The sequence below is a fragment of the Pseudomonas sp. PD9R genome, from assembly GCF_019200975.1.
Classification (GTDB): domain Bacteria; phylum Pseudomonadota; class Gammaproteobacteria; order Pseudomonadales; family Pseudomonadaceae; genus Aquipseudomonas.
Map to the genome: position 1 here is coordinate 21,645 of NZ_JAHTMR010000033.1, position 12,557 is coordinate 34,201.

Here is a 12,557-nt window from a genome sequence, read left to right on the forward strand (position 1 = left end):
CCATCAACTTCTTCACCCTTGGAGCCACTTATGAAAGCCATTGCCTATTACGCTTCCCTGCCGATCAGCGACGAACAATCCCTGCAAGATATCGAACTGCCGGAGCCGGTCGCCGGGCCGCGTGACCTGTTGGTGGAAGTCAAAGCCATATCGGTCAACCCGGTGGACACCAAAGTCCGCCAAAACGTCCAGCCTGAAGACGGCGCGGCCAAAGTGCTGGGCTGGGACGTGGCCGGGGTGGTCAAGGCTGTCGGCAGTGAGGTGACCCTGTTCAAGGCTGGCGACAAGGTGTTCTACGCCGGCTCCATCGCTCGTGCCGGGGGTAACAGTGAACTGCACGTGGTAGATGAGCGGATCGTCGGCCATATGCCAAAAACCCTCGGGTTCGCCGAAGCCGCCGCCCTGCCGTTGACCGCCATTACCGCGTGGGAACTGCTTTTCGAGCGCCTGCAAGTGCGCGAAGGCAAAACTGAGGAAGGCCAGAGCCTGCTGATCGTTGGCGCGGCCGGCGGTGTCGGTTCGATCCTCACGCAACTGGCGAAGCAACTCACCGGTTTGACGGTCATTGGCACCGCTTCGCGTCCGCAAACTCAAAGCTGGGTGAAGGCATTGGGCGCCGACCAGGTGATCGATCACAGCCAGCCACTGAGCGAAGCACTCAAAGGCGCCGGCCTCGATCAAGTCACCCACGTCGCCAGCCTGACCCAGACCGATCAGCACCTGGATCAATTGGTCGAGGCCTTGGCACCGCAAGGCAAACTGGCGCTGATCGATGACCCGAAAACCCTCGACATCACCAAGCTCAAGCGCAAGAGCCTGTCGCTGCACTGGGAGTTCATGTACACCCGCTCACTGTTCGAAACCGCGGACATGATTGAGCAACACAAATTGCTCAACCGTGTGGCGCAGTTGATCGATGCCGGAACGTTGAAAACGACCGTTGGCGAGCACTTTGGCACCATCAACGCAGCGAACTTGCGTCGTGCTCATGCGTTGCTGGAGAGCGGCAAGTCCAAGGGCAAGATCGTTTTGGAAGGTTTCTAACGCTCAAGATCAGAAGATCGCATCGATCCCTGTAGGAGCTGCCGCAGGCTGCGATCTTTTGATCTTAAAACACAAAGTCAAAAAATCGCAGCCTGCGGCAGCTCCTACGGGGGTCGATCGGTTCTTTTGACGTTATGAGCCGTCAGTCTGAAGGTTGACCGTTGTCACAATCTCGATCGTATTCAGGACTACAATCGAGACCTCTGCGAGGCACATTTTTATCTGAGGAGGTCAGCAATGAAGATCCTGATAAAAGAATTGGCAAAGTCCCAGTGGCAGGTCCGACTGGACCAACATGCAGTCACCTTCCGCAGCGAAGCAGAAGCGCGCGCCTTCACCAATACCCTTGAAGCGCGCTTGTACGCCCCCCATCAAATTCCCGCCCGCCAACAGCGAGCTGCTGGCTGAGCCCATTCTCAAACCTGGGCTTGCGCCAACGCCCGGGCATTTTGCAAACGTCGGGTGAGCATCGCCACGCTCACCACCAGAATTCCGCACAGGCTGATGACCACTGCCATCGGCAGCGCGCTGCCGTCGTGTAGAACACCGACCAGTGCGGCCGCCCCGGCAGCCACACTGAATTGCAGGCAACCGAGCATCGCCGAGGCACTGCCAGCGCGTGCACCTTGACCGTTCATCGCGCAGGCCGAGGCGTTGGGCAGGATGCAACCGAGGCTGGAAATGCACACAAACAACGGAACCAGAATCGGCCAAAGCTGTTCGGTGTGCAGCGCACTCACGGCGAGCAAGGTCAGGCCGGCACCGAGGTAAATCCACACCGTGCGCGCCAGCAGAAACGCCGGACCACGCTTGGCCAGCAATCGCGCATTGACCTGAGCCACCAGAATGAAACCCGCGGCATTAGTACCGAACAGCCAGCCAAAATGCTCGGCCGGAACGCCATAGAGTTTGATGAAGACGAACGGTGAACCGGCAATGTAGGAAAACATCCCGGCGATGGCGATGCCACCGGTCAGCGCGTGGCCGAGGTATATCGGATCCTTCAACAACCGACCGTACTGTCGCAGCGCACCGGACAAAGGTTGGCGTGGCAAATGGGCGGGCATGCTTTCCGGCAACCCGAGCGCCACGGCCAAACCTGCAAGCGCACTGAAACCGGTCAGCGCCAGGAAGATCGACTGCCAACCCGTGGTATTGACCAGCAAGCCGCCGAGCATCGGCGCGAGGATTGGTGCCAGGCCCATGACCAGCATCAACTGGGAAAAGACTTTCGCCGAACCCACCGCATCGCATTTGTCGCTGACCACTGCCCGCGAGATCACCATCCCTGCGCAACCGCCCAAAGCCTGGACGAATCGCGCACCGATCAGCCATTCGAGATTCGGCGCATAGGCGCACGCCAGGGAAGCGACGGTGAACAAACCGACACCGGTCAGCAAGGGAATGCGTCGGCCAAAACGATCCGCCACCGGACCGTAGGCCAGTTGGCCGATCGACAACCCCAGGAAGTACGCCGCCAGCGTCAATTGAACGTGTTGTTCATCGGTGCCGAATGCGAGTGCCATCGCCGGAAACGCCGGCAAGTAAAAGTCGATCGCCAGCGGACCGAATGCGCTCAAGGCGCCGAGAATCAGGATTGTGCGGAAGTTCATCAGGCATCCAGTTGGACAGAGGTCAGCAGCCCGACAGTCTAGCCGCGCATGGACGCCTTGAACATTCTGATAGCTCGCTAACTATTAAAAACCCAGACCCAGAACCTGCAGGAGCCGAGCTTGCTCGGCTCCTGCAATAAAAATAACCTCAGGCAACTTTGGCGTCGTAGCCTTCCTCGGTGATGGCAGCAATCACTTGATCGACCGTCAACGCACTCTCGACGCCGACTTCCCTGGCTGCCAGATCGACGCGCACACTGGCCGCCGGGTCTTTGGCCTGAACCGCAGCCGTAATGGCCTTGACGCAGTGACCGCAGGACATGCCTTCAACATTGAACACTTGCATGGGATGACTCCTTTAATGAGGCTTTCAAGTGAGACTGCGGGCAGTGTCGAGCTTGCCACCATGGCAAGGTCAAGTTCTGAAAACATCTGCCGGGCTGGCAATCGGCGTCGCGCTCGGCCAAGCTGCGTCCATCTATGACTCGATCTCAGGAGATTCAGCCATGCGCTGGTCAGCTTTCAGCCTGTTTGGCTTCCTCAGCATTTTCGCCGCCCTGCCTTCGGCCAATGCCGCCGGTGAAGACTATGGCGTGCTGATCATTTCCCGCGAGCGGCTGGAAGTTGCAACCAACTGCGAGATCGGCGTGTACATCCACGACCAATTGTCGGCGCGGCTGTTCCAGGAGCAAAGCACCTCATTCAATCTGCCGCCTGGCAATGTGTCCCTCCGTCTCAAATTGCTGCCGGGCCAGGCACCGGGTTGCAACCCTGGGATGTTGGCGCCGGGCTCGCAGGAAATCAGGCTACGGGCGGGTGATGTGCTGAAATTCCGGATTGCGATGACGCAGGAAGGGATGTACCTCAAGCCTGCTGCTCTCGGTTACTGAGTCGTCAGCCAAAAGATCGCAGCCTGCGGCACATAGATCCCGGTAGGAGCTGCCGCAGGCTGCGATCTTTTGATCTTAAAAATGGCGCTTGACCTTGCCAGCATGGCAAGGTTGATCCTGTGGTCATCCACTACAGTGAGCGTGCCCCATGTCCGAATCCACCACTTTTGATCTGCCGATTGCCGGCATGACCTGCGCCAGTTGCGCCGGGCGTGTCGAGCGCGCCTTGAGCAAAGTGATCGGCGCCAGCGCCGTCAGCGTCAACCTCGCCACGGAGCAAGCCCGGGTACAAGCGCCGGTCGACAGCCTGCCAGCCTTGATGGACGCTGTGCAAAAGGCCGGTTACAGCGTGCCGCAGCACAGTCTGGAGTTGAGCATCGACGGCATGACCTGTGCTTCCTGCGTCGGCCGGGTCGAACGGGCGCTGAACAAAGTGCCTGGGGTGAAGAGCGTCAGCGTCAATCTGGCCAACGAACGCGCCCACCTGGAACTGCTCGGCCAGATTGATCCACAAACCCTGATTGCCGCCGTGACCAAGGCTGGTTACGCCGCCAGCGTCCGGGAAGCCGAACACCCACAAACCGATCATCAACAAACCCGTCTGCACCGTGAGCGCTGGGCTCTGCTCGCCGCCATCGCCCTCGCCTTGCCGCTGGTGTTGCCGATGCTGCTGCAACCGTTCGGCGTGCACTGGATGCTCCCGGCCTGGGCGCAATTCGCGTTGGCGACGCCGGTGCAGTTCATCTTCGGCGCGCGGTTTTACGTCGCAGCCTGGAAAGCCGTGCGCGCCGGTGCCGGCAACATGGATTTGCTGGTCGCCCTCGGCACCAGCGCCGGTTATGGCTTGAGTGTCTACGAATGGGCCACCGCTGCCGGGCGCATGCCGCACTTGTATTTCGAAGCCTCGGCGGTAGTGATCGCGTTGGTGCTGCTGGGCAAATACCTGGAGAGCCGGGCCAAGCGCCAGACCGCCAGCGCCATTCGCGCCCTTGAAGCGCTGCGTCCAGAGCGGGCGATCCAGGTAATCGACGGCCGGGAACAGGAGGTCGCGATCAGTGCATTGCGCCTCAATGATCTGGTGCTGGTCAAACCCGGCGAACGCTGTCCGGTGGACGGCGAAGTGGTCGAAGGCCAGAGCCATGCCGACGAAGCGCTGATCAGCGGCGAAAGCCTGCCGGTGCCGAAACAGCCCGGGGACAAGGTCACCGGCGGCGCGATCAATGGTGAAGGCCGGTTGCTGGTGCGCACCCAGGCACTCGGCGCCGAAACCGTGCTGGCGCGCATCATTCGTCTGGTGGAAGACGCTCAGGCGGCGAAGGCGCCGATCCAGAAGCTGGTGGATAAAGTCAGTCAGGTATTCGTGCCGGTAGTTCTTTTGCTCGCGCTGGCAACCTTGATCGGCTGGTGGCTTTACGGCGCGCCGATGGAAACGGCGCTGATCAACGCCGTTGCCGTGTTGGTGATCGCCTGCCCTTGCGCCTTGGGCCTGGCCACGCCGACGGCGATCATGGCCGGCACCGGGGTGGCGGCGCGCTACGGGATTTTGATCAAGGACGCCGAAGCGCTGGAGCGCGCCCATGAAGTCAGCGCGGTGGTGTTCGACAAGACCGGCACCCTGACCTCCGGTGCTCCGCGAATTGCTCACTTGAGCGCCATCGATGGCGATGAAGCCGCCCTGCTGCAAATGGCCGGTGCCCTGCAACGCGGTAGCGAACATCCGCTTGCCAAGGCGGTGCTGGATGCTTGCGCCGAACGCAGCCTGAATGTGCCCGATGTCACCGACAGCCAGTCCCTGACCGGGCGCGGCATTGCCGGCAACCTCGCTGGTCGACGCCTGGCCCTGGGCAATCGTCGTTTACTGGAAGAAAGCGGTTTGAATGCCGGCCCCTTGGCTGCCTCAGCCAGCGCCTGGGAAACCGAAGGCCGGACCTTGTCCTGGCTGATCGAACAAAGCCCCGAGCCTCGGGTGTTGGGCCTATTCGCCTTCGGTGACACCCTCAAGCCCGGCGCGCTGCAAGCGGTGCGGCAACTGAGCGCCCGCCAGATCAGCAGTCACCTGCTGACCGGCGACAACCGCGGTAGCGCCAAAGTGGTAGCCGAAGCGCTGGGCATTACCGACGTGCACGCCGAAGTGCTGCCAGCGGACAAAGCCGCCACGGTCGCCGCGCTGAAGAAAACCGGCGTGGTGGCGATGGTCGGCGACGGCATCAACGATGCGCCGGCGCTGGCCGCCGCGGATATCGGCATCGCCATGGGTGGCGGCACCGACGTGGCCATGCACGCGGCGGGGATCACCCTGATGCGCGGCGATCCACGGCTGGTGCCGGCGGCGCTGGACATCAGTCGCAAGACCTACGCGAAAATCCGGCAGAACCTGTTCTGGGCCTTCGTCTATAACCTGATCGGTATTCCACTGGCTGCTTTCGGCTTCCTCAACCCGGTATTGGCCGGCGCGGCCATGGCACTATCGAGTGTCAGCGTGGTGAGTAATGCACTACTGTTGAAAACCTGGAAACCCAAGGACCTGGAGGATAACCGATGAACATCGGCCAAGCGGCCCGCCACAGCGGTCTGAGCGCAAAGATGATCCGGTATTACGAGTCGATCGGCTTGCTCAAGGCCGCCCAACGTACGGACAGCGGTTACCGGGTGTACGGCGACGATGATCTGCATACCCTGGCGTTCATCAAGCGTTCGCGGGATTTGGGCTTTTCTCTGGAGGAAGTCGGCAAACTGCTGACCCTGTGGCAAGACCGCCAGCGCGCCAGTGCCGATGTGAAAGCGTTGGCCCGCCAGCACATCGAGGAGCTGAACCAGAAGATCCGTGAGCTAGGGCAGTTGCGCGACACCTTGCAGGACCTGGTTGAGCACTGTCAGGGCGATCATCGGCCTGATTGCCCGATCCTGAAAAATCTTGAGTCGGGTTGCTGCGCACACACCTAATGTAAGAGCTGCCGAAGGCTGCGATCTTTTGATCCAGCTTTTTACGATCAAGATCAAAAGATCGCAGCCTTCGGCAGCTCCGAAATAGGCCCAAAATAACGGGCCACAAAAAAACCGGCCGAAGCCGGTTTTTTTGATTAACCGATGATCACTGCATCCACGGCGGAGGCGGCTCTTCGGCTTTGCTCGGTGGCGCATCGTCAGCGGCGCGTGCCGCTTGCTTGCGCTCTTCATCCAGGCGCGCGGCCTCGATCTCGCGCATGATGCCGCCCACGTCCGCCAGCTCTTCCGGCTCGTCGAACTCACCGGTCAAGACGCTGGCCGGGTGCAAGGTGCCGGCCTCGTACAAGGCCCACATTTCCTTGGCGTACTTGGTCTTTTTCAACTCCGGCGCAAACCGTCCGAAGTAGGACGCCATGTTGCCCACGTCCCGCTCCAGCATGTTGAACGCGTGGTTGTTGCCCGCCGCGTCGACCGCTTGCGGCAAGTCAATGATCACCGGACCGGTCGGCGTCAGCAGCACGTTGAACTCGGACAGGTCACCGTGCACCAGACCGGTACACAACATCAGCACGATCTGTGAAATCAGGAACGCGTGATATTCGCGCGCCTGATCCGGGTCCAGCACCACGTCATTCAGACGCGGCGCGGCGTCACCGTACTCGTCGGCCACAAGCTCCATGAGCAGCACGCCTTCGAGGAAGTCATACGGTTTCGGCACCCGCACACCGGCACCGGCCAGACGGAACAGCGCCGCCACTTCGGCGTTCTGCCAGGCGTCTTCGGTTTCTTTCTTGCCGAACTTGGAACCCTTGGCCATGGCCCGGGCCTGACGGCTGTTGCGCACCTTGCGGCCTTCCTGATATTCGGCCGCCTGACGGAAACTGCGTTTATTCGCCTCCTTGTAGACCTTCGCGCAACGTAACTGGTTACCGCAGCGCACCACATAAACAGCTGCTTCTTTACCACTCATGAGTGGGCGCAGCACCTCGTCGACCAGACCGTCCTCGATCAGGGGTTCAATGCGTTTTGGAGTCTTCATCAGCTTTTATTGTGGGTCCTTTATTACCAAACACGCGAAAGTCATTCGTTATACGGCAATCCACTCACCGGGGGGAGGGGGTGCCGACCTATGAACGTTGAGGATGCACACAATGTGCCGGTTTCATCACGAAAACGGGGGTCCATTAGAGGCCGCCAACGATCATAGCCGAGCCCGCTGCACTTGATGCCTGCGGGCTGCAAGAGCATTTGTGACAGAAGCTGACATCCCTTTTCGTACCCTTCGTAGGATTTTTCACAAAGCACCTCAATTTCCTACGACCGCAGCCGAAGTCCTAAGTGACAAACTGATTTGTCCGACAATCGTTTCCACAATAATAACGATGCCGCACTCACGGACCCGGGTTAAAACCAACGTTTACGGCTGCCAATAAACCGCGAGTCATCTGCACTGCGTGGGCCTACAAGAAAATCTGGAGCGCGGATGAACATCAAACAGAAGTTGACCTGGGCGTTTGCAATCATCGCCTGCTTGCCCGTGGTGCTGGTCGCCACCCTCGTTGTGCTGAACCTGCGCAGTGATGCCAAGGACGAATTCGTCGACAACAGCGGTCGCGAAATCCGTCAGGTCAGCAATGCCATGCAACTGTTCTTCGACGGCATCAGCCAGAACGTCGAATACCTGGCCAAGCAACCGCTGATCACCAACTCCGACGACAGCCTCAAGACTTACATGAGCGCGAACGCCGTCAGCATTCCACAGGGCGAGGCGGACAAAAAAGTCTTCGGCTTCCTGCAGGACCTGGGCAACGCCCATCCGTCTTACGCCTACGCCATCCTCGGCACCGCCGCCGGTGGTTACGTGTCGTGGCCGGACGATGCCAAACTGGCCAATTACGACCCGCGTCAGCGTCCATGGTACAAGGCAGCCCAGGCCAAACCGGGCAAACCGTTCCGTACCGAGGCCTACTACTGGGCCGAAAATGATACGTCCTACGTCAGCACCGTACGTACCATCGACAACAAGCTGGGCACCAACGGCGGCGTGGTCAGCATCGACGTGTCGCTCAAGCAGCTCACCGAACTGGTCAAACAGATCAAGCTCGGCGAAACCGGCTACCTGATGCTGCTGGAAAACTCCGGCACCGTACTGGTTGATCCGAAGCAACCGGAACACAACTTCAAAGCCCTGGGCAGCCTCGGCGACGGCTATGCGCAACTGGCCAAGGCCGGCAAAGGCCTGGTCGAAGTCGAACTCAATGGCGAGCGCTACATGGCCAACGTCTGGCCTTCCGAGCAACTGGGCTGGACCTTCATCGGCCTGATCAAGCATAGCGATGTGATGAGCACCGCGACCCAACTGACCTGGTTGATCGCCATTATCGCGGCGGTACTGGCCGTGATCTTCGCCGTGGTTGGCGCCAGTTTCGCCAGCGTTATCGTGCGTCCGATCCGCAGCGTGGCCGATGGCCTGGAAGGTATCGCCCAGGGTGAAGGCGACCTGACCAAGAATCTGGAGATCCGTGGCAAGGATGAAACCGCGCAACTGGCCAATTGGTTCAACCAGTTCCTGAGCGCGATTCGCAACCTGATCCAGAGCATTGGTGGTGCTGCGACCAAGATTCTCGCCACGTCCAAGAGCTCGACCCAGGTTTCCAGCGACATGGCCGAAGCCGCCGGACGCCAGCGAGAAGCGGTGGACATGGTGTCGACCGCGTTCCACGAGATGGTTGCCACCGCCAACGAAGTGGCGCGTTCTTGCAGCCAGGCTGCCGAATCCGCCGACAGCGGCCAGCGCCAGGCCCGCGAAGGCCAGCAGCAGATTGATGCGGCCGTGACCAGCGTCGATCGCCTGAGCCATGAAATCGAACAGTCGGCCCAGTCGATGCAACAGCTAGAGCGCGACAGCAATGACATTCAGTCGATCCTCGGGACCATCCGCTCGATCGCCGAACAGACCAACCTGCTGGCGCTGAACGCGGCCATTGAAGCAGCGCGCGCCGGTGAGCAAGGTCGTGGTTTTGCGGTTGTGGCTGACGAAGTGCGGGCCTTGGCCAAGCGCACGGCGGATTCCACAGCGGAGATCGACGGGCTGCTGGGCAACCTGGCCAAACGCACCAGCCAGGTCACTCAACAGATGCACGCGAGCCTGGAAGTGTCGCAGCAATCGGTGACCCGCATCGGTGAAGCACGCAGTAGCTTCGGGCAGATCCGTGAGTCGGTCGACGTGATCCGCGACATGAACACCCAAATCGCCACGGCAGCGGAACAACAGCACCAGGTTGCCGAAGACATCAATCGGCACATCAGCCAGATCCATGGCGATGCACAGTTGGTGGCGGAACTGGCGCAATCGGCGCGACTGGACTCGCAGAGTCTGGCGGGCTTGTCGAATGAGCTGGATGGGTTGGTTCGACGGTTCAAGACTTAAGATCAAAGATAAGATCAAAAGATCGCAGCCTGCGGCAGCTCCTATATGGATGGCCGCAGGCTGAGATCTTTTAGCCCCTCACTGCCGAAACAACTCTCCCGGCGTAAACCCGAACAACCCTTTGAACGCCGCAATAAACGCCGACGTCGAGTCATACCCGCACGCCAGCGCCGCATTGGTCACGCTGTCGCCCTCCTCCAGCAGACTCAACGATGACAGCAAACGCATCCGCTGGCGCCAGCCACGGAAGCTCAACCCGGTTTCACGCTGAAACAACCGCATCAGGGTTTTCTCCGACGTGCCCAACCGCCCTGCCCATTCCTGCAAGGTCACGGTGTGTTCGGGATTTTCGATCAGCTCGTTGCACAGTCCCAGCAACCGTTCATGCCGTGGCAAAGGCAGGGAAAACCCGACCTCCGGCAACGTTGCCAGTTGATCCAGCAGCACATTCACCAGCCGCGCTTCCGGACTCTCACCCAGTGGATACTCCGCAGGCAACAGACAAAAACTCTTGATCAGTTCCCGGGCCAGCGGCGTCACTTCGAGAACCCGGCAACGCCCGTCCGCCCATAGGCAATCCTCGCGACGCACGTAGAGGCTGCGCATTTCTGCGCGCATTGAGGTCACGACCTGGTGTTCGAGATCCGCTGGAATCCAGATGCCCCACTGCGGCGGTGCGAAGAAGCTGCCTTCAGCAGTGTGCACCCCGAGAACGCCACTGATCGCGTAGGAAAATTGCACCCAGTCGTGGCGATGGGACGGCGTCCATGAACCGGCGTTCAGGCTCTCGACCCGTGCGTACAACGGACGCGGCAACGTCGTGATGAGCGGAATGGAGCGTTCGAGGGAGATTTGTCCGTTAGTCGGCATTGGTTGGCCTTGTGTAGCAAGACGGCTGATGAGCGGACGTTAGGCCATGTCACCCATCCAATCAACACCGCGCCCTCCTGTAGGAGCAAAGCTTGCTCACGATGACAATGGGTCAGCCGACATCAATCTGTCTGACCCACCGCCATCGCAAGCAAGCTTTGCTCCTACGGGGGAGTCTTCAGCGTTCGATGATTGCTGTCACGCCCTGCCCACCCGCCGCACAAATCGAGATCAACCCTCGCCCCTTCCCGGCGGCCTCCAGCAGCTTCGCTAAATTGGCGATGATGCGCCCGCCCGTGGCGGCAAACGGGTGACCTGCCGCCAGTGAACTGCCTTTGACATTGAGTCGGCTGCGATCGATGGCGCCCAGCGGCGCATCAAGGCCGAGGCGGGTTTTGCAGTATTGCGGGTCTTCCCAGGCCTTCAACGTGCAAAGCACTTGCGCGGCGAAGGCTTCGTGAATTTCGTAGTAATCGAAGTCCTGCAAGGTCAGGCCGTTGCGCGCCAGTAACCGGGGAACGGCATACACCGGCGCCATCAACAGCCCTTCGGCGCCGTTGACGAAATCCACCGCTGCCGCCTCGCCGTCGCGCAGGTACGCGAGAATCGGCAAGCCGCGTTCCTTCGCCCACTCTTCGCTGCCCAGCAGCACCAGCGACGCGCCATCGGTCAGCGGTGTGGAGTTACCAGCGGTCAGCGTGCCTTTGGCGCTTTTTTCGAACGCCGGTTTGAGCGACGCGAGTTTTTCCAGGGTCAGGTCCGGGCGCAGGTTGTTGTCGCGGCTGAGGCCGAGGAACGGCGTGATCAAGTCGTTGTGCCAACCTTCGGTGTAGGACGCGGCCAGTTTGTGATGGCTCTCCAGGGCCAATTGATCCTGTTCTTCGCGGGGAATGTTCCAGGTCTGCGCCATCAACTCGCAATGTTGCCCCATGGACAAACCGGTGCGCGGTTCGCCATTGCGCGGGAACTCCGGGATCAGGTGATGGGGTCGCAATTGCAGGAAGGTTTTCAGCTTGTCGCCGGTGGTCTTGGCGCGATTGGCTTGCAGCAGAATTTTGCGCAGGCCTTCACTGACGCTGATCGGCGCATCGGACGTGGTGTCGACGCCACCGGCAATGCCGCACTCGATCTGCCCCAGGGCAATCTTGTTCGCCACCAGCAGTGCGGCTTCGAGCCCGGTGCCACAGGCTTGCTGAATATCGTAGGCCGGGGTAGCAGGCGACAGCCGCGAACCGAGCACACACTCGCGGGTCAGATTCATGTCCCGTGGCAGCTTGAGCACCGCCCCGGCGACCACTTCGCCGATGCGCAGGCCATGCAGGTTGTAGCGTTCGATCAGGCCTTCGAGCGCGGCGGTGAGCATGTCCTGATTACTGGCGGTGGCGTAGGGGCCGTTGGAGCGGGCGAAAGGAATCCGGTTACCACCGATGATCGCGACGCGACGCAGTTGAGTCATGAAAAGCTCCTGATGAAAAAATCGCTAAACCCGGTAGGAGCTGCCGAAGGCTGCGATTTTTTGATCTTGATTTCAAAAACCAAAGTCAAAAGATCGCAGCCTTCGGCAGCTCCTTGTATCTCGACTATCGCTCCGTCAGGAGCGATAGTTCTCGACTGATCATCGAGGGAGGGACCTGGAAGCCGCGCAGCTCCTTAGGCTTTTTGCCTGCAATGTAGATCGTGCTCCTACCCTCCACACTCACTCGTATAGTTCGAACGGTATCTTGGGCCCGTCCTTGGCGAGAGCCCGCATTTGCAAGGTTGGAC

At 60.3% G+C, this 12,557-nt stretch carries 11 protein-coding genes and 1 pseudogene; 7 read left to right on the plus strand and 5 right to left on the minus strand.

The genetic code is table 11. From position 1 onward, the window contains the following. Positions 1 to 30: 30 nt before the first annotated feature. Both KUF73_RS30865 and KUF73_RS30870 read left to right on the plus strand, forming a co-directional pair. The gene (locus tag KUF73_RS30865; protein WP_218441715.1) at positions 31 to 1,044 is read left to right on the plus strand and encodes a zinc-binding alcohol dehydrogenase family protein; all 1,014 of its coding nucleotides are present in this window, start codon (positions 31 to 33) and stop codon (positions 1,042 to 1,044) included. Positions 1,045 to 1,281: 237 nt separating this feature from the next. After that, positions 1,282 to 1,452, plus strand: a complete 171-nt coding sequence (locus tag KUF73_RS30870; protein ID WP_218441716.1) for a hypothetical protein — start codon at positions 1,282 to 1,284, stop codon at positions 1,450 to 1,452. An 8-nt stretch (positions 1,453 to 1,460) separates the two neighbouring features. Here the strand turns inward: KUF73_RS30870 and KUF73_RS30875 are convergent, their stop codons facing one another. Further along, positions 1,461 to 2,657 carry a multidrug effflux MFS transporter gene (locus KUF73_RS30875; protein WP_218441717.1) on the minus strand — a complete coding sequence of 399 codons (1,197 nt, stop codon included), beginning with the start codon at positions 2,655 to 2,657 and terminating at the stop codon, positions 1,461 to 1,463. 148 nt (positions 2,658 to 2,805) lie between these two features. Next, positions 2,806 to 3,003, minus strand: a complete 198-nt coding sequence (locus KUF73_RS30880; RefSeq protein WP_218441718.1) for a cation transporter — start codon at positions 3,001 to 3,003, stop codon at positions 2,806 to 2,808. 160 nt (positions 3,004 to 3,163) lie between these two features. Between KUF73_RS30880 and KUF73_RS30885 the strand changes: the two genes are divergently transcribed. The 3 genes from KUF73_RS30885 (at position 3,164) to cueR (ending at position 6,490) form a co-directional block, all read left to right on the plus strand. Then, positions 3,164 to 3,547 (plus strand): hypothetical protein, encoded by a 384-nt coding sequence (locus KUF73_RS30885; RefSeq protein WP_218441719.1) that lies wholly within the window; start codon positions 3,164 to 3,166, stop codon positions 3,545 to 3,547. A 148-nt stretch (positions 3,548 to 3,695) separates the two neighbouring features. Then, the gene (locus tag KUF73_RS30890; protein WP_218441720.1) at positions 3,696 to 6,089 is read left to right on the plus strand and encodes a heavy metal translocating P-type ATPase; all 2,394 of its coding nucleotides are present in this window, start codon (positions 3,696 to 3,698) and stop codon (positions 6,087 to 6,089) included. Next, positions 6,086 to 6,490, plus strand: a complete 405-nt coding sequence (gene cueR / locus KUF73_RS30895; protein ID WP_218441721.1) for a Cu(I)-responsive transcriptional regulator — start codon at positions 6,086 to 6,088, stop codon at positions 6,488 to 6,490. Before KUF73_RS30890 ends, cueR begins: the two co-directional genes overlap by 4 nt. 148 nt (positions 6,491 to 6,638) lie before the next feature. Here cueR and KUF73_RS30900 read toward each other — a convergent pair whose 3' ends face one another. Continuing rightward, on the minus strand, positions 6,639 to 7,532 hold the full coding sequence (locus KUF73_RS30900; protein WP_218441722.1) for a PA4780 family RIO1-like protein kinase: 894 nt from the start codon (positions 7,530 to 7,532) through the stop codon (positions 6,639 to 6,641). Between the two features lie 444 nt (positions 7,533 to 7,976). Between KUF73_RS30900 and KUF73_RS31885 the strand changes: the two are divergent. Next, positions 7,977 to 9,065, plus strand: a pseudogene (locus tag KUF73_RS31885) (cache domain-containing protein); the annotation flags it as partial. Between the two features lie 129 nt (positions 9,066 to 9,194). Next, positions 9,195 to 9,923, plus strand: a complete 729-nt coding sequence (locus tag KUF73_RS31890) for a methyl-accepting chemotaxis protein (RefSeq protein ID WP_371135577.1) — start codon at positions 9,195 to 9,197, stop codon at positions 9,921 to 9,923. A 78-nt stretch (positions 9,924 to 10,001) separates the two neighbouring features. Here the strand turns inward: KUF73_RS31890 and KUF73_RS30910 are convergent, their stop codons facing one another. Both KUF73_RS30910 and KUF73_RS30915 read right to left on the minus strand, forming a co-directional pair. Beyond that, positions 10,002 to 10,793 carry a helix-turn-helix transcriptional regulator gene (locus tag KUF73_RS30910; protein ID WP_218441724.1) on the minus strand — a complete coding sequence of 264 codons (792 nt, stop codon included), beginning with the start codon at positions 10,791 to 10,793 and terminating at the stop codon, positions 10,002 to 10,004. 178 nt (positions 10,794 to 10,971) lie between these two features. Then, entirely contained in the window at positions 10,972 to 12,249 is a 1,278-nt protein-coding gene (locus tag KUF73_RS30915; protein WP_218441725.1) for an acetyl-CoA C-acetyltransferase, read from the minus strand. Positions 12,250 to 12,557: the final 308 nt, after the last annotated feature.